The organism is Blastopirellula marina DSM 3645 (assembly GCF_000153105.1).
Lineage (GTDB): Bacteria > Planctomycetota > Planctomycetia > Pirellulales > Pirellulaceae > Blastopirellula > Blastopirellula marina.
Genome location: NZ_CH672376.1, coordinates 2,502,414 through 2,523,479, shown reverse-complemented (window position 1 = coordinate 2,523,479; position 21,066 = coordinate 2,502,414). Strand labels below are relative to the sequence as shown.

Genomic DNA, 21,066 nt, shown 5'->3' with positions numbered 1-21,066 from the left:
CTGCTTCGCTGGAACTAAAAATCGGGCGTCAAGATCTCATCCGGCGGTACGACCTTCTTTAGTCGGCAGCTGGACGGCAGCGGCTTCGGTTCTAGCTCAGTGATCCACTTGGCGACTTCTTCGACCGTTGCGACGGTCTGCACTTCAGCCGGCAGACCGGGGATCTTGAAGCGACCACCCAGCAGTGCGATCACCGGGCGACCGTATCGCAGCGCCAGGCAGACTTCGGCGGCGGTTCCTTTGGTTCCGGGAAGCGCAACGACGATGTCAGAGCTGAGGATGTTCACATGGTTGCGACTAGCGACCTGCATTCCCTCGTAACCGGTTTGCGGCAGATGGGTGTAGATCGGGATTTCGACAAACTCGTTCGGATAGTGAAGCCGGCGCGAGTAGGAGCCGCCCGACGCGTCGCCGGGGATAATGCCGATCACACGGCCCGCGCGCTCCTCGACGTTGAAGAATGACTCGCTGACCGCTTTCATCTCTCCACCGCCGCCGCCGGTCAGCAAGTTGTAGCCGGCCTGGGCAATCCAGACGCCCAACTCTTTGGCCAGATCACCGTGCACTTTTTTGCCCGATCCCATCACGCCGACGATCGGGATTCTGCCTCTTCCGTCACTGCTACTCATACGCTCAATGCTTTCTGGGGGCGAGAGACCTCGCGCCGGACCTCAATGTCACTCCATCACGCTAGAGATCAAAGATAGCAGCAGTCGGCTTTCATTTCTGGGGGCCGAATCAGAAATTAACAGAAGAGAATAAACGTTTCGGCTAGACCGGCTGGCGACCGCGGATAAAGCGAAGCTGGTCCGGCTCTAACTCGACTCCCCCCAGCATGTTCGTGTAGCTGTTGCTCATCAAGCGGACCAGGAAACTGGTGAGCGGCCCGGGGAAAATCTTCAACGGGGCGTCCTCACAACGGTGATAAAGTTGCACAATTCCCCATTGGTCCGGTTCTCCCTCGGTCCACCAGCAGTAGAGGTGCCCATTTTCGTCGCTTCCCCAAGGGAAAAGCCCAGGGCATTCGGGGTGCAGAATATATTCGTGCTCGCACGTATCTTTTAATTCTGCGTAACGCGATAGATCTTCGCCGACCTTGTCTCGGCCTTCCTGAGTCAGCAGATTTGCGACGACGAGACCCCGAGGGAACTCGCCTGAGCCGTAGGTCTCGATCAACTGCTTGAAGTCGGTCGGTAGCGTCAGGCCGAACTGCTGTTCGGCGATCGCCCAGTCGCCCGAGGTATCGACTGTTTCAGCCGGAGGCGGAATGAAGTTGAGAATCTCTTCCAGCGCCATGGCCGCGTCTCCACTGACAGATGTATCGGACTGGGGGGGAACTCTAGCCCAGCTTTAACTCCGACTCGCAGCGGCGGATCGCATCGCTCACATGAATCGCTGTATCGGAAAGCTGCAAGCTCTTCGATTCTTTGATCCACTGGTTCACTTTTTTCTCGGCCGAGATCACCGTGCTGTGACTCTTCCGATGAAAGAACTGACAGATGTCCGACAACGCGGCCTTCGTATACTTTCGCGCTAACCACATCGCCAACATCCGGGGATGACTCGCCTTGCGCGACTTGCTGGGGCTACGCAGTATTTTAGCGTCGATCCCGAACGACTTGCAAACAACCTCTTCGATATCGGCCAAACGCACGATCGGCGTACAAGCTCGCACCATGTCGGCTAACGCATTTTCGGCCATTGCGACGTCTACAGGACGGTCCAACGACATCGCAGTCGCCCATAACCGATTCATCGCGCCCGACATCAAGCGAGCGTCGCCGGGCAAATGATCGGCCAGCCAATCGAGCAAACCGCGCGAAGCGTTCATATCGCGAGAGGCGCACAACTTCTCGGCCATCTTGCGGCGCGTGTCTCGATCGATCTCGTGGACTTCGCAAACCAGGCCGCCAGAGAAGCGAGCGATCAGTTCGGGGCCGAGGGCCGAAAGTTCGGTCGGACGCTTGTCGGCGGCCAGCACGATTTGTCCGCCGCGACGCGTGATCGAATCAAGCGTGTGCAGCAGTTCGGTCCGCGTGGCCCGTTTGCCGGCGAAGAACTGCACGTCATCGATGATCAACAAGTCGGCGTCACGGTACTTGCGGCGGAAGTTGGCCACGCCGGAACCGTTTAAAGCGTCGAGAAAGTAGGTCGTAAATTGTTCGGCCGAGAGATAAACGACCCGTTCAAACTTCTTGCTGCGCCGCGCCTCGCCGTAAATGCCTTCTAACAGGTGCGTCTTGCCCGAGCCTTGCGGTCCGCAGATGAACAGCGGATTGATCTCGCCGGGGCGGTTCATAATCATCGATGCGGCGGTCGACGCAAACTTGTTGCACTCGCCGACGATCAGCTGTTCGAGTGAAGAGAACTTGCGACGGCGGCTCAGCTCTTGGCGGGCTTCAACCTTATTGACCGGAGCGACCCCTGCGACAGCCGCTGTCACTTTTTTTCCGGTTCGTGGACCAGACGTGTCCGCCGAGACGCGATATTGAATCACGGTGGAGCCTGGCATCGTGTCAGCGACCGCAGCGTCAATCTGTTCACGGAAGTTACGACGGAGAAAATCAATCGTAAATTGACTCGCCGCTTCGATGAAAAGCTGGTCGCGATCCAATCGGAGCTGCGCACTCGAATTGAACCAAAGATCGAATCGTTCCTGCCCAATGCGCTCGACTAGCGAGATGCGCAAAGCGGACAGGGTGTCGAGATCGATGTCTTCCATGACCACAGGCTGACTCTTTCAGCAGGCTACTAGCTGCAAACCAAAGCGGTTTACACGACGGGGATTCCACGACCAATGGTCGGAACTCTTAACATTGACTGGAGCACGATTTTAAAGCTGCTAGCACTGGTGTCAAACCACTGAACGGCTGCTTCGAGATAAAAAAGAGAGGAACAGAGGACGAGCGATTCCTGCGGTCGTTTTTTTCCGCAGTTTTGACGATCCACGCGCCGCTGGAACCAAACATCTTTTTTTCGCCGTTGCGTGGATAACTTGTTAAAGATCCACCGGCGGCTCGCCGCAGAAAATGCTCCGCCGATTCTAACCGGGCTCCAACGTCTGCAAGAGTCGCGACTTACGTCGCAGAGTGCGCCGTTTTAGAAATCGAAGCCGCATCGTTGACGCGGCCAACCATCAATCGTCGCGTTTCATAACCGAGAAAACCGCTGGCCGAATAGCTGCGGATCGCCGGCTCGTTCCGTTGATCGACCGCCAAAACCAAGCGATCAATCCCACGCTTTTGGGCTTCGGCAAGCGCCAGTTGCACCGCCGCTTTCCCCAAACCCTGATTGCGCATTTCTGGCCGTAGCCCCAAGTAGACGATTTCCAAATGTTGGAAGTCGGGTGTAGGAGCGAGAATCATTACGCCGGCCGGTTGTCCGTTGAACTCAAGCCGTTGCCAAAGTGACAACTCAAACGCACCCGTGTCGCGATAACCGGCGATCACATCCTGAATCGGACGCAAACCGTCAAACTCAGGGCAGTCGAGCGTGCCTGGATACGTTGCGATTAAATCAGGCGCCGCGTCTTCGGTTTGAGCATATGGAACACCTTTTAACGCTGGCTGCGCTAAATCGGCACGCGTCTGGGCTGCTTGGAGAAACAGGTACTCTAGGTGGGTGACCGACTGAAAGCCGGCCTCTTCTAGCAATCGCTGATCGCTGAGCGCATCGGAGGCGATCAGACTTTGCGCCAGAGAAATATCGAGACCTGCTAGATATTGGATGACGGACTGTTGCAACAACTTCGCCACGGCGGGCGCTTCGCTCGGCATCACGCGCGCGGGCCAAACGGTTGCAAAGCGCCCCGGCTGTTCGGTTCCCCAAACGGCGCCGACAATCCTCTCTCCACGGCGAGCGACAAATAAGCCTTCAAAGCTCACTTTTCCCTGCCGCTGGGCCTGGAGAATCGCCGCCAGACGACCGGCCATGGTTCGGCGCAGTCCGCCGCCAAACACCATCCAGATGGCGGCGCCATAACAGGCGGGATCAGCAAGTTCGACGGTCAGCATGTCAGTGGAAATTCTTTGCATCAGTGCAGAATACCCCAAATGGCCCGCTCGAGTCATTATCGGTTTCGCGGGAAGAAGCGGGAAATGCTTTGCCGTATCGAGGGCTTGTAGGTAACAATAGAGATAGGCTGTACTAATATTACCCCTTTCGAATGACTCTAGCGGTGGGGAGTCACCCATGCGAACCCTTATTTTGACCTTAGCGGCCCTGTTGGCGATTCCCAGTTTTGGACACGCCCAAACGGCCTTGGACCAACTGCAAAACCTGATCCGACCTCCGGGAGATCCGGCGCCAACTCCGGCGCCCGCCAACCCGGGCTACCTGGGCGCGACGCTCGACAATCTTCCCGAGGGCGCCCAACAAGCCGGCATCGTCGTCTTGAAAGTCAATCCAGGCGGTCCGGCCGAACAAGCCGGCCTAGAAGCAGGGGATCGCGTCGTTTCGCTCGAAACCGTCGCGGTCAATAGTCTCGATCAGTTCGCCCGCCTGATGCGCAACCAGGTTCCTGGCTCACGGATCAAGATCACGGTCCAGCGCGGCGGAGAGCCGCAGGCGATCTTGGTCACGCTGGGCAATCGCCCAGCCGCTGCTGAGATGTTGCCGCCCCCGGCCAACAACAAACCTCCTGCGAATGGCAACAACAGCAATCCCCTCGATCCGCTCGGCCTAGAAGACAACACAAGCAACCCACTTCCACCTCCGGCGATGCAGCAGCCGCCCCAGCGCGGCAAATTGGGCGTTCGGGTCCTTCCGGTGACCGATCAGTATCGAGAAGCGACCGGCACTGCGGTCCGACGGGGAGCCGTGGTCGAAAGCGTATCGCCTGGCAGCGCCGCGGCGTTTGCCGGAATTCCGGTCGGTTCGGTCATTGTGGCGCTCAACAATCGCCGCGTGAACGAGCCGCAAGATTTACTCTCGATCTTGTCGACGATGCCTGCGGATCGCGATGTGCCGATCAACTACTACGTCGGCAATCGGATGCTGCAATCGAACGTTCGTCTAGACGGACAACCGCCGACCTTGGTCAACGAAACCCCCAATTCGCCGCAGGCCGGCCCATTCTCCAATCGTCCCGCGATGCAGATGCTGAATCGAGCGTTATCGGAACTGGGCGCCAATCCGGTTCCGCCGGTTCAAGATCAGTCAGAAAACGTCCAACTGCGCAACCGCGTCGCCGAGCTAGAAGCGGAAGTCGCCCGACTGCAACGACTAGTCAATCAACTGCAAGTCGAAAACGGCGGGCTGAACCAATAAACGTCGTCATGCCCTTGCGGCGTCGGCGTCGCAAGGGCATTTCTTGAATGCGGATGGCGAAGTATTCCGGTTTGCTACGGTTTCCCCCAGCGCTGGGAGTTCTTCGCCTCTTCGACTGTCTCGGTCATCTGCGGGCTCAGCCCGTAGTAGCGTGACGGGCGATTGATCTCGAGCGCGACATTCAAACGCGTGTGCGGCTGCGACGCGTTGATGACCATCGCATTGCGTAGCATCAACACGCTGGTCGGATCGCCGTTCCATTTCACCAGGTAAAGTCCGGCGTCGAGCGTTGGTTCATGCTTGAAGCCAAAGTGCCGAGTCAGCATCTCGACCAAACGACGCTCATCGCCGGTCGTTCCATGAAACGTAATCCGCTGCACATGTCCATCTCGATCAAAGTAATAGGTGATCGAGCCGGCTAGGTCATCGTACTGCGATCCGGTCACCAGCGGCGCGCGAAGTCCTTCCAGGTTCAAATCGGCTAGTGCGGTGGAAACCCGGGGCCAACGCGTCGCTACCCAACGCGAATCGGCGTTGAAGTTGAAGACCTCCAAAAAGTCCTGCACCGGTGGGCCGGTCACCGGCGCGTTCAGCGCATCACTGCCGGTCAGGGACGGCGTCATAAATGGGTTCGGCTGCTCGGGCGGCATTTCGTGCGACGCCGGAGCTTCGATCGACGCGACCGGCTTCTCGGCGCCAGACTTTTCTCCTGACGGGAGATAGCTGCTCGCCTGCGTCCAGATCGACTCGACCGTTTTACGGGCTTCGGGATGATAGAACGAATAAGGGCCGCCGAAGCACGCGGCCATTATCGCGGCGTAGGTTAAGTTGCGGCGGATCATTCGATTCTCTCCTCTGACAGAGCGGTTCCTCTTTCGGTATCGACATCTGCTAGCGATCGTCCCGACAAGAATGCCGTACAGGGGCACGACCGTCATTCCCGGCGAAGCTTTCCAGGTTAGAATGTTCGTTTCTTTCGTTATCCCCCCAAACGTCATGTCCGCCGAATCTGCTGAAATCGATGATCTTCACTGGCTCGTCCGTGAAGAGGCGGCCGAGATCTTTGCGACCTTTCCCAAGCCGGAACTATCGCTGCCGCAGTTGTCGCAACTGCGCCGCGAACTTGGCCCCGAGCGCGCCACGCTGATCGCCGAACAGCTCGAGCTTCGTCAGCGCGGCGGCGTGAAGTTCTCCCGAGCCGACGAGATGTTTTTTACGCGGGTTGGGCTCGAACAAGCGACGGACGAAGTTCTCGCGCGGTACAAAGCGCAGCGTTTCGCTGCGCCCCAGCAAATCGCCGATCTCTGCTGCGGCGTAGGCGGCGATCTGTTGGCGTTGGCCACGGGGCGAACCGCGACGGGAGTCGATCAATCGCCACAGTTAGCCTTGTTGGCCCAAGCCAATTGCGCCGCGTATGGCCAGCCCATCACATCCGCATGCGCCGATGCGGCCGCTGTTGATCTAGCCGCTTATGACGCTTGGCACTGCGATCCTGATCGCCGCGCGACCGACCGAAGGACCACGCAGCTGGATTCGTTTTCTCCCTCGACCGAGCAACTGGTCGGCATGCTGCAGAAAAACCCCAACGCCGCGATCAAGTTGGCGCCGGCGACGCACGCGCCCGAAGCCTGGCTCGCCGCGGCCGAACTTGAGTGGATCAGCAGTCGCCGCGAGTGCCGGCAGTTGGTCGCCTGGTTTGGCGACATGACTCCACAGCCAGGCTCACGCCGCGCGACGCATGTCGATCGAGACGGCGTCGCGCACAGTTTTGTCGCGTCTGACGAAACAGCGTTGCAAGTCGCCGCGGAGGTCGGCGCGTATGTAATGGAGCCGGGCCCAGCACTGCTCGCGGCGGAACTGGTCGACCACTTCGCGGCCAAGCATCAACTGGGACGCCTATTGCCGCGAAGCGTCTACCTGACCGGAGACGCGCCGCTGGCAACTTCGCTCGTCTCCCAATTCCGCGTGCGTGAGCAAATGCCGATCGATCGCAAATCGCTCACCAAAAAGCTGCGAGAGCAGGGGATCGGACGCGTCGAATTGAAAGTCCGCGGGCTCGACATTCGCCCCGAAGCGTTTCTGAAAAAGTTAAAGCTTTCGGGCGACGCTGTGGCGACCATTATCCTAACGCCGACTGCCAGCGGCAATCGAGCTATTCTTTGCGACCGCGTTTGAGTCTGGCTATACTTTGGGACTTACGGATAGAAGGTGGTCCACGGAGCTCCGACGCGCTGATGCCCGACTTCGAGCAAGAAGATAATCCATTTGCGTCGCCGCAGATCACCGAGCCGATGACCGTCGTCTCGCAGATGCCGAAAGCGGTCCACCATGACGAGCTGCCGTCGCGCTGGCTCCGACTTGGTGCAGCGCTAATTGACTCAATCATCCTGCTGGTCATTTGCATGCCTGCCGCACTGGTCATGATCTTTGTCCTCGGCAGTTTGGGAGATTTGAGCCCATGGTTGATTCAGATCCTCAGCAGCATCATCGGCTTTGTGATCGGCGTAACGGCGTATTTGCTGGTGAACGGCTACATGCTCGCTCATTCTGGGCAAACCGTCGGCAAGTATGCCTGCGGTATCAAGATTGTTCGGTACGAAGACCAAGAGCTAACGACGCTCGGCCATCTCATGTTGCTCCGTTATACGCCGATGACGCTGCTCGGACAGATTCCGTACATCGGCATCATCTTTTCGCTGGTGGACATCTTGATGATCTTTAACGCCGAAAAACGCTGCATGCACGATTACATCGCGGGAACGATTGTGGTGAAAGCCTAGATGAACGAGCCAGAACCGCAAAACCCGTTCGCATCGCCGGCAACCGATTCGCGGAATGAAGATCCGCTGGCGGCGCAATTAAGCGATCTGCCGACACGCCAGATTCGTTTGTCGGCGGCGATCATTGATTTTATGATTGTCGATCTGCCTGCAATGTTTGTCGGCGGCTTTTTGCTGCCGACTGTCGAAGCGGCATTCTTGCCTTTCGACGAGACTGGGAACGTGATCGAAACTTGGTATTCAGACTGGCTCTTCGTGGGAACAGCTATTTTCACCACGCTCTTTTTCTATTTGCTGGTCGAAGGCTACTTGGTCGCAACACGCAGCCAAACCGTGGGCAAAGCGGCGATGGGAATAAAGATCATTCGCCGCAATGGCCAACCCGCTGGCTTTATGCGGCTCGTTTTCGTCCGCTACTTTCCTTGGCTGTGCTTCTACTATGCTCAGATTTTCTCTCTCCAGATCCCGATGTTCGGCCTTTGGTTTTTCGTCCGACTCAGCTTTTCCTCGATTCTGCTGGACCCGGCATTTCTCCTGACAAAAGAAAAACGCTGCCTGCATGACTACTTCGCCGGCACGATTGTGGTGAAGGCCTAGATGAGCGAACCTGAGCCGCAAAACGCGTTTACATCGCCAGCGGACGACTCGGACTTGGTTCAAGCAACGCCGGTCTACGCGCGGCCACAAACCGAAGACCTGCCGTCCCGCTGGTTACGCTTGGGCGCCGCGTCTTTGGATCTGCTGATCCTTGTCGCGTTGGCGATACCAATCAGTATCTTCTACGCTCTTATCGGGCCGATTGAAATCCGCGTCGCACCCGAGAAGGAGTTTCTCGTGCCGATGGTCATGGCGCGCTAGTGCGCACCGAATCGAAGCACAAAGCGACAAGAGGTTTACTCATAAAAAAAGGGAGCGTAGACACGCCCCCGGGAATTCGACATTCGTTCTTCGGAACCCAACTATTCCAAGACCGATTTCTCATGCTTCGGCTTCGCCGGAGTCGGCGCTTCGGCCGTGCGAACTTGTTCGGTCAGCAGTTCTTCCTGCATGCGGCCCAAGAACTTCATCATGCTCGCTTCCCCTTGGAAGCCGATGACGGTTTCGTCCATCTCCAGGTCTTGGCGAATGATGCGCCCCTTGTCGATGTCAAACTTGATCTTGCCGTTGGCCAACTGCTGAATCAGCTCGACCTTGATTTCTGGGTTCTCGATCGGGGTCAAGATCTGCGTCTTCATGTCGATCGTCGCGACGCCGTTGGAGACCGCCTCTAGGGTGAATAGCTGCCGCGTCTTCACCTTCTTCAGTTGTTGCTTCGAGGTCCGAATCTGCACGTCGGTCGGCGAATCCCATTTGGCGCCGATTTCGACCGGCTCTTCCGGCAACACGACGGTCACCTGGTTAAACGGGGCGGTGGCGCTTTCTTGCAGTTCTTCGCGTTCGACCAACAGGCCATTCTTGCTGATCGTAAATCGCGAGAGCGGCACCCCGACCGATTTGGCGGCCCGTTCAAAGATGGGGGAGGGGGGATCTTGCGAGGCGCTGTCGTAAACCTGCTCTGGTCGATCGGTCACCTTGTTCCACATGTTCAGGTCTTCGATCGAGTGGACCAGCGTGATGTTGCCATCGTCGTCGATCTTTTCGACCTTCCAGTTTTTGGTTGACGCGGTCCGCGACTGGGCGGTTTGCTGATTGCCTTGGATCTTGGTCTGCACATTCACCAGGTGAGTCACCTTGCTGCGCAGAACGTCTCCTTCGGCATATTTGTACTTCAGGTCGTACTTTTCGTCGGCGATCGCGAACGTCGCCAAAGTTGCAGTAAGAACCAGACCGAAAAATCCATTTCGCGTCATCTCGGGCATCCTTGCGTTGAATCTGCTGCGGGAACGACCGACTAGCGGCCGTTATCGATTCTCCCTCCCCAACCTAACTTCTCGCGGAGGGTTCGATAGTAATTGTGACTTGCAATCGCGATTCGTTTAAATCGCTGTTCGGCTCGATCGACCACGACTCGCAGTTCGGGAGTCAGCCGCGCCAGTACACGGCCATCGACCACGACCGACAGGTTCGCTTCGGCGCCGGTCACGCGAATCTCGTAGGTTCGCTCGGCCGTATCCACCACCGGGCGGACCGTCAACGTATGGGGACTAATCGGCGAAACGACAAACGCGTGCAAGTCGGCTCGCAAGATCGGCCCGCCAGCCGACAGGTTATGGGCGGTCGACCCAACCGGGGTGCTGACGATCAAACCGTCGCAGTTATAGGTGGTCGCCAATTTTGAGTCAACGTAAAGATCGATCGTTTGGATCTGAAACGGCGGCCCGCCCAAAATCGCCGCCTCGTTCAGCCCGATCGCCTCGCCGATGAGGTCCTCTCCCTCAAATACGCGGCACCGGAACATCATATGCTCGATCACAAAGCAGTCGCCGCGACAAATGTTGGGCAATTCGGCGCACATCTCTTCCGGCGAAAACTCCGCCAGAAAACCAAGTTTACCCATATTTACGCCGGCCACCGGCACCTGACGATGCCCCATGCTGCGCGCCGCCGCCAACAGCGACCCGTCGCCGCCGAGCACAATCGCGAAATCGGCGTCGATCTCCGAGAGTTCGGACTTCCAGTCAAGATCAACGTGGACCAGCTCGGCATACTGCGGAATGATCTGCTGCAACCGGACCGCTTCTTCGCGCACGTGCTCACGATCGCCGGCGCCGATCAGCATCACCCGCGGCTTCTGAGGAGACGAAAGCCAGCTTGGCTTCCCCGGCAATGGTGGTTGGAGATTTGGCATACGGCTATCTTCCGCTGCCGGAAAAGGAGAAACAAGCCGGGAAATGTGGGGAATGACGAATGTCGAATGACGGCCGGAGATTCCCAACAACCTGAACACTAGCCGATTCCAACAACTAAATCGAAGTCGAATAACTCCATTGAATTGAACTAATTCGCGCCGCTTGGTTGTCAAATTTCTCCATCGCACAAGTCGCTGTAATCATCCCAACAACACCTTCCGTAGTAGGAATGACCATCTAATCGCAAGAAAACACATCCGAATTGAGAACGACGCAAGTGAACCCCGTAAATTAGGCCTAAGAGACCCTTTTCCACCTTTTAAGCAAGCATCCCAGTCAATAGAATACCTTCCCACGCTGTTTTCGATTAACAGTGAATATTCTCTCGTCGTTCTTCTCATTCTCCCATTCCATGAGAGCTGGTCCCATGAAACTTCGTGCTCGCTCCCACCAAGGTTTTACCCTGGTTGAACTGTTGGTCGTGATCGCCATTATCGGCGTTTTGATTGCTTTGTTATTGCCGGCCGTGCAACAAGCGCGCGAAGCGGCTCGGCGGATGCAATGCAGCAATAATCTGAAGCAGTTGGGTTTGACGATCCACAATTTTCATGACACGTTCGGCTATTTGCCGCCGGCTGCGTTGGGCAATGAGTACGCCAGTTTTTACCCGCTGATCATGCCGTACATGGAACAGCAGAATATCGTGGATCAGATCGATCTGACGCAGAAGATGACGACCGGCGACAACTACACGTTTATCAACTCCGATGCGGCCGCGGTCCCCGGGCTGCTGTGCCCTAGCCGTCGTAGCGGGACGTCGATTTCGGTGTTGGGCGCCGCGACCGACTATGCGATCACCGGCAACCGAGAAAGCAGCGACGATTGTGATCGTCTGGACGGCGATAATGCGACGCCCAGCCGTCACTACAGCACGATGATCTTGGCCAAAGGCGGAGCCGAGGACGGCAGCGGTCGCTTTGTGGGTTGGAGATCGCAAACGTCGTTCGCCAGCATTACGGACGGCTTGTCGAACACATCCGTGCTTGGAGAGAAGTACGTGCCGGTCAGCCGGATCAACGCTCACGCCAACGCCGGCGACGGAACGTTGTACTATTGGCACGTCGACGACTGGAAGACCTGGATGATCATACGCAACGCGAAGTTCCCCATGATGCGTGGTCCCGATATCACCGATGATAACACCAATTATCGCAAGAGCTTTGGCAGTCTTCACCCCGGCATCAGCCAGATGCTGATGGGCGACGGCAGCGTCAAAAATGTCGCCGTGAACGTCAACCCTGAGTTTACTCTGCTGATGGCTGACCGCCGCGACGGTCGTGTGAACAACTACGACCAATAAGCTTCGCAGCGGCAGTTTCCCATGATCGCTGGCGGACGAAACGCGACCGCCGGCGATGATGACTTGCACTCCACGTGAACATCAGGTGACAACTCATGTCTCAATCCAATTTACGATACGCTCTGCTGGTTTCGCTGCTTGCGCCTTGCCTTGGTGGATGCTTTGGCGATGGGGGGATGTCCCAGGTCCAGGGGACCGTCACTTTTGAAGACGGATCGCCCGTTTCCGGCGGAACGATCGTCTTCGCCGCCGTCGAAGGCAACTCCAGCTCGATTGGCTATTTACAAAAAGATGGAACTTACGAGCTAGGAACCTTCGGTGAGTCGGATGGCGCACCGCAAGGCAAATACAACGTGACGATTACCGGCAGCTCCAGCTACGGCGGACAGTCGGCGATCGCCAGCAAATACGGCGTCATCGGCCAATCGCAGTTGCAAGCGGAAGTGGTCGACGGGACAAACTCGATCGACTTTCAAGTCGATCGGGCCAAATAACGGCGACGATCTTCCAACCAGTTCGAAAATTTCTAAAATAAAGTCGGCGGTGCTCTGGGTCGCTGACTGTGCGAGCGTCTTATTTTTTTGCGGAAAGAGAAAGGGGATCCGCCGACACGATCTGACACCAGCTCGCGGTCCGCCTCTTTTCACAGCTCAGGAGGCGTTAGCAATGCCCACTTAGCTCAAAGTGATCTCCGACAGGGATTGGATTGACTCAAAATTGTGCGGCTTGCGACGTCCAATGTAGAGTGATTCGCAGATCGAAATATCTTTCACCGCGGCATTGCGGAGGCCGTACATCGAGGGAAACTTCTGCTCAATGACATCTGGATCGATCTTGATGCGGCCCACCTTTTCGATTTGCAACCGTTTAAAGTGCGCGGAAGAACAAGTTCCAGGCATCGTCAAATCCCAACCCTGGTGCGCAAGAAGCATCTCTCTCGTAGGTTTTTCGTCCAGGTAGAGACGTCGGTCCAGGATGATCGGACAATAAGACGCAAGGAAGCCAAAGATCAATTCACATTTTACAAGGACCGCGGCGCCCCAGTCCTGCTGTTCTTGTTTTCCGAAACGAGCTGTAAGAGCTCGGCTCCAATAAGGATTAAGCGTCCCCATAGCGTCCTTCCCAGGCACGACAATCATCCCTTTCGCCAATGGAAATACGATGATGTCGCCCAACTCCATCGTCAACTTCTCAGGCGCCGCCAGGGTCTTTCGTACTCCGTCGATAGGCTGCACCAACTTCTCACGCAGTTTTTGCAGAGATTTCTCCCGCTTGCGCACGTCCGCCGGGCCCATTTCCTGATGCAACGGCAGCTGAATATCGACACCTGAATCAACGATCGCGATCGCTCGCTCAAAGGCTTCACGCGCATCGACGCGCCAGTTGTACAATTGGTCGGCCAGCACCAGCCAAAATGTCGTATGTCCCTCATCGTTTGGATCCAGGGAGGCTTCTGGATACATTTCGCAAGCCAACTCTACAACGCGCGCCGGCTCCACGGGGATTTTTGCAATCGCCCTGACCATCGGTTTTAGATCCCGCGCCATGTCATTGGCGTACAGCCCCGGTCCCCAGGTTCCCATAGGTCGCAGCTCTTATTTGGAATGTCGATTTCAAGACTGATTCGCACCTCGCTGGCGCTGCGCGGGCTAGTGGTGTAGTGTTGCGATTTTCGCATCCGTTGGCTTCAGGGGGACACTGTACACCGATTACAGCACTGTGCAGCAATTACGACCCCGCCGTCAGCGAATCGTCCCCATGCAGCGAACTGATCTTCGCCGCCATCTCGCGGCAAACCTGGGCGATCCCTTCGGCGGTCAAAAAGATTTCGGCCAAACGTTCTTCGCGTTCGCCGTGATCGATGAACGTGTCGGGGATGCCGAGTCGTTTGACGCGGCTCGCGTCAACGCCTTCATCGGCGCACGCTTCCAGCACGGCGCTGCCGAAGCCGGTCATCAATGCGCCTTCTTCGACGGTCACCACAAACGGCGAGGTCTTCACGGCGCCGACAATCGTCTCGCGATCGATCGGTTTGCAGAAGCGAGCGTTGATCAGCCCGACGTTCAGCCCTTCGCTCTTTAGCGTTTCGACGGCGCGCTGGGCGTCGGCTAGTTGGGCGCCGTAACAGATGACGGCGCCATCGGCGCCGGTCGACATGACTTCGGCTTTGCCCAACCCTATCGGCGTGCGATTGCGCTCGACCGTTTCGGCGTTGGCTTTTGGATAGCGGATCGCCGACGGATGATCTTGCAGCAGCGCGAAGTCGAGCATCTCGCCTACTTCTTCGGCGTCGCCCGGCGCCATGACGATCATGTTGGGGAACAACCGCATGTAGCCGATGTCGTACGAGCCGTGATGCGTCGGACCATCGGCGGCCGTCAGACCGGCGCGGTCCATCGTAAAGACGACCGGCAAGTCTTGCAGCGCGACCTCTTGGAAGATCTGATCGAAACTGCGCTGTAGGAAGGTGCTGTAAATGTTGACGATCGGACGCAGCCCGGTCTTCGCTTGTCCGGCTGCGAACGCGACGGCGTGCGATTCGCAAATGCCGGTATCAAAAAAGCGATGCGGGAACTCATCGCGAACCGGCTCCATCTTCGTTCCTTGGCACATCGCCGCGGTCATGACGGTCACCTTGTCGCATTTGCGCATCTGCTCGGCAATCGCGTCGCGCGCGTAGTTGGTGTACGCTTTGGCGCCGCCCGACTTCTTCGGCACCACGGTGCCGTTGTCATCGATAAACGCCGGCGGCGTATGAAAGAAAACCGGATCGGCTGCAGCCGGTTGATAGCCGTGCCCCTTTTCGGTCACCACGTGCAACAGCACCGGACCGGGCAAGGTTTTGACCATCTCCATGTACTTACGCAGCAACCCGATGTTGTGGCCATCGATCGGGCCAATGTAGCTGAAGCCAAGTTCTTCGAACAACATGCCGCCATGCAGTCCGGCTTTGACCGCTTCTTTGCACTGGGCCAACAGCCGTTCGGTCGGATCGCCCAGCAGCGGAACATGATTCAGGATCTTGAGCACTTCGCTCTTGACGCCGGTATAGAACGGATTCATCCGCAGCCGGTCAAAGTAGTCGGCCACGCCGCCGACGCGCGGGCAGATCGACATCTTGTTGTCATTCAACACGACTAGCAAGTTGGCGTTCATGCCGCCGGCGTTGTTCAGCGCTTCAAAGACGATGCCCGAGGGAAACGCTCCGTCGCCGATCACCGCAACGGCGTGACGATCTTTCTCACCTTGCAAGTCGTCGCCGCTGCGCAGACCAAGCATCGTCGAGACGCTTGATCCGGCGTGGCCGGTCACAAACAGGTCGTAGTCGCTTTCGGCCGGATTGGGATAGCCCATCAATCCGCCGGTGGTCCGGATCGTGCCGAACTCGTCATAGCGTCCGGTCAGCAACTTATGCGGGTAAATTTGGTGCCCGGTGTCCCAGATGAGACGATCGCGGCTGAAGTCAAACGTGCGATGCAGCGCGATCGACAGTTCGACCACGCCTAGGTTCGACGCAAAGTGGGCCGTGCGGGTGGCCACTAAACTGCAGAGCACGTCCCGGATCTCGGCAGCAAGCTGCTCCAATTGTTCGTTGGAGAGATTGCTGAGATCAGCGGGCGATTCGATTTTTGAAAGGATCTGGTGCATCTCGTTTAGTGGTTCCTTTCCAGGATGTACTGCGCCAACGCTTCCAAGTGGTTGGCTCGCTCGCCAAAATCGGCCAGCGATTGCTTGGCTCCCGCTATCAGCGATTCGGCCTGGCGGCGGCTTTCTGCGACGCCGATCAGTCCGGGGTAGGTCAATTTTCCACGTTCGGCGTCTTTGCCAACGCGTTTTCCCAGCGCCGCTTCGTCCCCTGCATAGTCGAGCAAATCATCCACAATCTGAAAAGCCAGACCGATTTGCTCTCCATACAAGTTTAATTGGGCGACCTGTTGGTCATCGGCTCCAGCGGCGATCGCGCCCAACCGTAGCGAGACGCAAATCATCGCGCCCGTCTTGCGGCGGTGGATCGCTTTCAGCATTTCCACGTCGCCGCTTCCAAATTGTTCGTTTAAATCGTCCGCCTGACCACCCACCAGGGCTGTGGCTCCGGCCGCTTTCGCCAATTCTCGGCAAGATCGAGCCGCGACGAGGGGATCTTGGTAACCATCCGCGACGATCTCTAAGGCTCGCGCCAATAAGGCGTCACCCGCCAAAATCGCGGTCGCTTCGTCAAACGCCTTGTGACAGGTCGGCCGACCGCGACGCAGATCGTCGTCGTCCATCGCCGGCAAATCGTCGTGGATCAGCGAATAGGCATGGATCATTTCAACCGCACAAGCAGACGGCATTGCCTGCGTTCTATCAGAACCGCAAGTCTCGGCGGCCATTAACGTTAGCAAAGGCCGTAATCGCTTGCCGGGCGCCAAAAGGCTATAGCGAATCGCCTCTTGCAGGCGATCCGGGCAGCCCTCGCCAAAACTGCTATAGACATTGAGAGCCTGATCGACCTCATCTCGCAAGGTGTCCGAGTATTCATGCAGCGTAGCGAGCGAGGCAGACGTCATGTCAGGCAATCGTACTCATCTGGAGGGGCGTGAAGTGCGTCATCACGCCGTAAACCATTTCGTTCAAAGCGATAAAGGTATCTTAAAAAAGTCTGGGCCCTTCGTCTATCTCGTCTCCCTCATCGGTGCGGGCCTTGCCGCCGCGACGCTTGGTCCGCGACTCCGCCTTTTCGGCCAAAGTCGTCTCCCCTTCGTCAAAATCGTCGGTCACCGGCTCTCCGTCGGCATTAAAACCAGAGAGGACCTCGATCTTGCGTTCGGCCCGTTGGAGTAAGCCGTAGCAAGATTTCAGCTTGCCGACTCCCTGTTCATACAGCTTCAGCGACTCTTCCAGTCCCGCTTCGCCAGACTCCAGTCGGCGAACCAACGTTTCTAGCGTCGCCAGTTCTTCTTCAAACGCGGGCGCATCGGCCGCATCACCGCTCGTCTTCTTTTTCGCCATTACTCTGCTTTCTTCTGCTCAGAATCAACCGACTCGACGCGACTGGTCAGTCGCCCCGAGGGCAAGATGGTTTCAATTTCGTCGCCCACCGCGACATCTTCGGCCTTCTTAAGTACGCCGCCATCCAAGTTGCGGGTGACGCTGTACCCGCGAGCCAACACCGCCAACGGCGAAAGCGCCTCAAGCCGCGCCGTCGTCTGGCGAACTCGCTGCTGATTCACTTGCAACTGCCGCCGCATCGCCGCCAACAATCGTTCGTCCCAACCATCCAACAAGCGCTGCGCATCATGGACGAGCGAGAACGGCCTAATAAAGGCCCGTCGTTCGGCCAACGCATCCAACCGGCGCCGCGCCATTTGGGCGCGTTGCCGCAGCGACTGCGAGAGCCGCACGCGATAGTTGTCGAGCGCCTCGCTCACTTCGCTTTGCGAAGGAACGCATAGCTCGGCCGCTTCGCTGGGAGTCAGCGCGCGCACGTCGGCCGCTAGGTCGCTCAGCGTCACGTCAATCTCGTGCCCCACGGCCGAGATCACCGGAATCTCGCACTCGGCAATCGCGCGAACCACCGGCTCTTCATTAAAGCACCACAGATCTTCCATGCTGCCGCCGCCGCGGGTCGCGACCAACACATCGGCCCGGGGACGCAGCTTGGCCGCCTTCTTGATCGCGGCGGCAATTTCGGCCGCGGCTCCAGCGCCTTGCACGCGTGTCGGGATCACCAGCACATCGGCGCCGCGCCATCGCCGGCGCAATACTTCGAGAAAGTCACGGATCGCCGCGCCGGTTGGACTGGTCACCACCACAATCCGCCGCGGAAAGCGGGGCAGGGGACGCTTTAATCCAGGATCAAACAACCCTTCAGCCGCCAACTTCTGCTGCAGCTTTTGCAGGGCCAGCTGTAACGCGCCGACTCCTTGCGGCTCGATCTGGCGGATCACCAGTTGATAACTGCCGCGCGGCGCGTAAACGTCCAAATCGCCGCGGCAGATCACCTGCTGCCCATCTTCCAGATCAAAGTTGAGCTTCGACGCCGTCCCTTTCCACATCACCGCGCGAATCTGGGCCGCGTCATCCTTGAGGGTCAGATAGATATGCCCAGACCGCGGCTGCGCCAGATTCGAGATCTCACCGCTGACCCAAACCGCCGGAAACGCCGTCTCCAGCGTCCCTTTAATCAGCGCCGTCAGCTGCGCCACGGTCAAAACCGGCGGCTTCTCTCCAGCGGCTTCCCACGAGGGAACGTCAACATCCATGCGGCGCGTTTGGGTGGAATAGGGGCTTGTAAGGGAAGAAATTCGTAAACGGCTAGGGTAACAGATCTTGCGAATCAGATCAGCAGGCGGCCGCGTCGCCGCCAGAAGGCTGCGCGGCGCCATTGCGGCGCCAAGTCTAATTACAAACAGGATTTATCTGGTAACATACATACAGGCCTGGATCGCCCCGCCACTTGGCGATTACCCCGATTTCCACTCCCTTCAGGAAAAATCCATCATGTCTCGCAGGGGTTTCACTCTGGTTGAATTGTTGGTCGTGATTGCGATCATCGGCGTTTTGATCGCTTTGTTGTTGCCGGCGGTGCAACAAGCGCGCGAGGCGGCCCGGCGGATGCAGTGCACTAACAATTTGAAGCAGATCATGTTGGCGACGCACAACTTTGAAAGCACCTACGGCAATATCGTGCAGGGAACCCAGCGCGGCGATGGGACTGGAATATCTGATTTGTCGGCGCATTGGGGCTGGGGAGCGTTTCTGCTTCCCTTCATCGAACAGAACGCGATGTACGAGCAACTGGAACTCAATGATTTGCAGGATACCGCCAATCACTTACGAGCGGCGATCAATGACGCAAACAAACTGGCCGTGATTCAGACGCCGATCACCGGTTATCGCTGTCCCAGCTCGACCATGCCCGACTTGAATGTGGGCTGCGACGAAGATAGCGAGAACATTCGCGGATTGCTCCCCGTTACAGGCGGCGTCGGCGTGCCGGCCGCATCCAGTTCTTACGTCGGCAACTCAGGGCACCGCAATCTACCGCGTTGGGACCGTAATTACGGCACCGGACCGTTGGTTCCGGTTGGAGAATATTCGTACCTCAAACACCCGCCGCTGCGGTTCGCCGATATCGTGGACGGGCTCTCGAACACGATCTTCTTTGGCGAACGCGCCTGGGTCCTGAACGCAAACAACGGCACGCAAGTCGTGGCCGGCGCAGCGACGTGGGCAGGGGCAAGCTCCCTCTATGACCAATCTGCAGATTCGACCGCGAACTGGGTACACACAGGCGCCCTGGCGAGCGCTCGCGCACGTATCAACGAAGCGACCGGCGCGACCTACGACTATTCGCGACGCTCGTTTAGCAGCCAACACCCCGGCGGCGCCAACTTCGCCCTGGGAGATGGTTCGGTAAGATTCCTGCCGGAGACAATCGAGCATAAAGTCCAAACGTGGCCGGCGTTTGGGGGTGAGTGCGTATTCGACTATCTCTTGCACCGCGCGGATGGTCAGCCTGTCACGATGCCCTAACCAACAGCCGAGAGAAAACTTCATGCGGATTCTTTATCGATGTTGGCGGGGATGCTGGCCGACGATGGGACTGCTGCTGGTCCTCACCTGGGGATGCGGCGGCGATCAGATTGACCCTGAATATAAACCCGTTTCAGGAACGGTGACGCTGGATGGGCAACCGCTGCCGGATGCGCAAATTTCCTTCGTTCCCCCAGGGACGGGAAGTTCGGGAAGCGGCTTCACGGACGAGTACGGCAAGTACGAGCTTTACTACGCCGCGCGACGCGGTGGCGCCAAATTAGGCGAGAACCGGGTCTTCATCACCAAGAACAAACCCTCAACCGGTAAGCGAGGAGAGTTCGCCGGAGTGAGCGAAGCCGATATGGAAATGCTGCCGGCCCGCTACAATCGCAAAACCGAATTGACGGCGACTGTCGAAGACAAACGAAACGAAATCAACTTCGACCTGAAATCCAAGTAAGAAGCACAGGCGCTGGGGCCACGATTGTGCGTGACTGAACGGAGTCGAAGGGCCGGATTTGTCTTACTCGCCCAAGGCGGTATCGATGGCGGATCTCTTGGCGAAACTCGGTCAAATCGCCATGCAGGGGGACGGCCTCTTCCTCTCCTGCGCGGTAGTAGCGGTGATCGGTTTCGTCCTTTCCACCAAGAAGCGAGAGTTCTTCGTATTGGTGACGACCGCCGCATTTGCCGCGATCGTGGCAGCGCCGACAATGACCGGAAGACCGAACGCTTGGGCAGCTTATGAAGTCGATGAACTATTGACGCATGTTATCGGGCGACACTGGCCCACATGGACCGGGATCATCGTCGGATGCGTTATCGGACAGCTTGCGGCCCGTCGCAAAGAAGAGAGCTCCCTGGGAATAGCGGTCGCTTTGAGCGTGGACATTTCATTTTGTACTTCACTTGTTTTAGAGATCGCTAACCAATCAGTCTTTTGATCCCTCTGGTATTCCCATCCAGCAACCGGGCCAATTTCATGGAAAACCAGAAGATCGATTTGGAACAAGTAAGACTGCGCTACATTGCATGGCTCGAGGCAAACAATCGTTCATTCCGCGCTCCGCGGGATCGCTTCGTAAAATCAATGGATTGGATCGAACTCGATACCGTGGTAAATGCGGAAGGCATATTACGATTTTGGGAAGCACCGGATTCCAGTAGACCATCGGCGCACCGCATTTTAGGCGAACTTTTTGAAGCCGGCATACTCGTCAAGATGCCTGAAGAAAGAGCGATGACGTATACCGTGAAATGCGAATTTTTTAACGACTGCGACAATCCTGACTTATCTTGAGCAGAGCGAAAGCTGCACAACCGAGACTTTTTCAAAGGTATTTCAATG

The 21,066-nt window shown here is 57.4% G+C and carries 23 protein-coding genes; 11 read left to right on the top strand and 12 right to left on the bottom strand.

Going from position 1 to position 21,066, the window contains the following annotated elements; all coding sequences use genetic code 11:
- Positions 1-14: 14 nt before the first annotated feature.
- The 4 genes from DSM3645_RS12250 to DSM3645_RS12235 all read right to left on the bottom strand — a co-directional run bounded on the left by DSM3645_RS12250 (position 15) and on the right by DSM3645_RS12235 (position 4,034).
- Positions 15-629, bottom strand: coding sequence for an SLOG cluster 4 domain-containing protein (locus DSM3645_RS12250; protein WP_002652492.1), 615 nt, complete (start codon positions 627-629; stop codon positions 15-17).
- Between the two features lie 142 nt (positions 630-771).
- Positions 772-1,296, bottom strand: a complete 525-nt coding sequence (locus DSM3645_RS12245) for an SMI1/KNR4 family protein (protein ID WP_002652491.1) — start codon at positions 1,294-1,296, stop codon at positions 772-774.
- A 43-nt stretch (positions 1,297-1,339) separates the two neighbouring features.
- Positions 1,340-2,722: a DnaA ATPase domain-containing protein gene (locus DSM3645_RS12240; protein ID WP_002652490.1), complete on the bottom strand. Its 1,383-nt coding sequence runs from the start codon at positions 2,720-2,722 to the stop codon at positions 1,340-1,342.
- A 355-nt stretch (positions 2,723-3,077) separates the two neighbouring features.
- Positions 3,078-4,034 carry a GNAT family N-acetyltransferase gene (locus DSM3645_RS12235; RefSeq protein WP_161603331.1) on the bottom strand — a complete coding sequence of 319 codons (957 nt, stop codon included), beginning with the start codon at positions 4,032-4,034 and terminating at the stop codon, positions 3,078-3,080.
- Positions 4,035-4,191: 157 nt separating this feature from the next.
- Between DSM3645_RS12235 and DSM3645_RS12230 the strand changes: the two genes are divergently transcribed.
- Positions 4,192-5,268, top strand: a complete 1,077-nt coding sequence (locus DSM3645_RS12230) for a PDZ domain-containing protein (protein WP_002652488.1) — start codon at positions 4,192-4,194, stop codon at positions 5,266-5,268.
- A 74-nt stretch (positions 5,269-5,342) separates the two neighbouring features.
- Here the strand turns inward: DSM3645_RS12230 and DSM3645_RS28195 are convergent, their stop codons facing one another.
- Entirely contained in the window at positions 5,343-6,110 is a 768-nt protein-coding gene (locus DSM3645_RS28195) for a DUF6690 family protein (RefSeq protein ID WP_002652487.1), read from the bottom strand.
- Positions 6,111-6,264: 154 nt separating this feature from the next.
- On the opposite strand from DSM3645_RS28195, the gene DSM3645_RS12220 reads away from it, so the two are divergent.
- Genes DSM3645_RS12220 through DSM3645_RS12205 form a run of 4 tightly spaced genes read left to right on the top strand, consistent with a single transcriptional unit; the run spans position 6,265 to position 8,906 of the window.
- Entirely contained in the window at positions 6,265-7,443 is a 1,179-nt protein-coding gene (locus tag DSM3645_RS12220; RefSeq protein ID WP_002652486.1) for a class I SAM-dependent methyltransferase, read from the top strand.
- Positions 7,444-7,502: 59 nt separating this feature from the next.
- Complete coding sequence (locus DSM3645_RS12215; protein WP_002652485.1) at positions 7,503-8,048, top strand: RDD family protein; 546 nt, start codon at positions 7,503-7,505, stop codon at positions 8,046-8,048.
- On the top strand, positions 8,049-8,645 hold the full coding sequence (locus tag DSM3645_RS12210) for an RDD family protein (RefSeq protein ID WP_002652484.1): 597 nt from the start codon (positions 8,049-8,051) through the stop codon (positions 8,643-8,645). It begins immediately after the preceding gene.
- A complete protein-coding gene (locus DSM3645_RS12205; protein ID WP_002652483.1) occupies positions 8,646-8,906 on the top strand; it encodes a hypothetical protein in 261 nt (86 codons plus the stop codon).
- 101 nt (positions 8,907-9,007) lie between these two features.
- Here DSM3645_RS12205 and DSM3645_RS12200 read toward each other — a convergent pair whose 3' ends face one another.
- Together DSM3645_RS12200 and DSM3645_RS12195 are read right to left on the bottom strand one after the other, a co-directional pair.
- Positions 9,008-9,898: a DUF6263 family protein gene (locus tag DSM3645_RS12200; protein ID WP_131282496.1), complete on the bottom strand. Its 891-nt coding sequence runs from the start codon at positions 9,896-9,898 to the stop codon at positions 9,008-9,010.
- Between the two features lie 41 nt (positions 9,899-9,939).
- Positions 9,940-10,836, bottom strand: a complete 897-nt coding sequence (locus DSM3645_RS12195) for an NAD(+)/NADH kinase (protein WP_050769360.1) — start codon at positions 10,834-10,836, stop codon at positions 9,940-9,942.
- A gap of 428 nt (positions 10,837-11,264) precedes the next feature.
- On the opposite strand from DSM3645_RS12195, the gene DSM3645_RS28190 reads away from it, so the two are divergent.
- Together DSM3645_RS28190 and DSM3645_RS28185 are read left to right on the top strand one after the other, a co-directional pair.
- Complete coding sequence (locus DSM3645_RS28190) at positions 11,265-12,197, top strand: DUF1559 domain-containing protein (RefSeq protein ID WP_002652480.1); 933 nt, start codon at positions 11,265-11,267, stop codon at positions 12,195-12,197.
- Positions 12,198-12,292: 95 nt separating this feature from the next.
- Entirely contained in the window at positions 12,293-12,691 is a 399-nt protein-coding gene (locus DSM3645_RS28185; protein WP_131282493.1) for a carboxypeptidase regulatory-like domain-containing protein, read from the top strand.
- A gap of 180 nt (positions 12,692-12,871) precedes the next feature.
- On the opposite strand, the gene DSM3645_RS12175 is transcribed toward DSM3645_RS28185, so the two are convergent.
- The 5 genes from DSM3645_RS12175 to xseA form a co-directional block, all read right to left on the bottom strand.
- Positions 12,872-13,744, bottom strand: coding sequence for a hypothetical protein (locus DSM3645_RS12175; protein ID WP_131282490.1), 873 nt, complete (start codon positions 13,742-13,744; stop codon positions 12,872-12,874).
- 181 nt (positions 13,745-13,925) lie between these two features.
- Positions 13,926-15,845, bottom strand: a complete 1,920-nt coding sequence (dxs, locus tag DSM3645_RS12170) for a 1-deoxy-D-xylulose-5-phosphate synthase (protein ID WP_002652477.1) — start codon at positions 15,843-15,845, stop codon at positions 13,926-13,928.
- Between the two features lie 5 nt (positions 15,846-15,850).
- Complete coding sequence (locus tag DSM3645_RS12165) at positions 15,851-16,747, bottom strand: polyprenyl synthetase family protein (RefSeq protein ID WP_002652476.1); 897 nt, start codon at positions 16,745-16,747, stop codon at positions 15,851-15,853.
- Between the two features lie 82 nt (positions 16,748-16,829).
- A complete protein-coding gene (gene xseB / locus DSM3645_RS29415) occupies positions 16,830-17,189 on the bottom strand; it encodes an exodeoxyribonuclease VII small subunit (protein ID WP_002652475.1) in 360 nt (119 codons plus the stop codon).
- A complete protein-coding gene (gene xseA / locus DSM3645_RS12155; protein WP_002652474.1) occupies positions 17,189-18,442 on the bottom strand; it encodes an exodeoxyribonuclease VII large subunit in 1,254 nt (417 codons plus the stop codon). Before xseA ends, xseB begins: the two co-directional genes overlap by 1 nt.
- Positions 18,443-18,680: 238 nt before the next feature.
- Between xseA and DSM3645_RS12150 the strand changes: the two genes are divergently transcribed.
- The 4 genes from DSM3645_RS12150 to DSM3645_RS12135 all read left to right on the top strand — a co-directional run bounded on the left by DSM3645_RS12150 (position 18,681) and on the right by DSM3645_RS12135 (position 21,018).
- Positions 18,681-19,715 carry a DUF1559 family PulG-like putative transporter gene (locus DSM3645_RS12150; RefSeq protein ID WP_002652473.1) on the top strand — a complete coding sequence of 345 codons (1,035 nt, stop codon included), beginning with the start codon at positions 18,681-18,683 and terminating at the stop codon, positions 19,713-19,715.
- Positions 19,716-19,737: 22 nt separating this feature from the next.
- Entirely contained in the window at positions 19,738-20,178 is a 441-nt protein-coding gene (locus tag DSM3645_RS12145) for a carboxypeptidase-like regulatory domain-containing protein (protein WP_050769359.1), read from the top strand.
- A gap of 85 nt (positions 20,179-20,263) precedes the next feature.
- Positions 20,264-20,662: a hypothetical protein gene (locus tag DSM3645_RS12140; protein WP_002652471.1), complete on the top strand. Its 399-nt coding sequence runs from the start codon at positions 20,264-20,266 to the stop codon at positions 20,660-20,662.
- 38 nt (positions 20,663-20,700) lie between these two features.
- Positions 20,701-21,018 (top strand): hypothetical protein, encoded by a 318-nt coding sequence (locus DSM3645_RS12135; RefSeq protein ID WP_002652470.1) that lies wholly within the window; start codon positions 20,701-20,703, stop codon positions 21,016-21,018.
- The last annotated feature ends 48 nt before the right edge of the window (positions 21,019-21,066 follow it).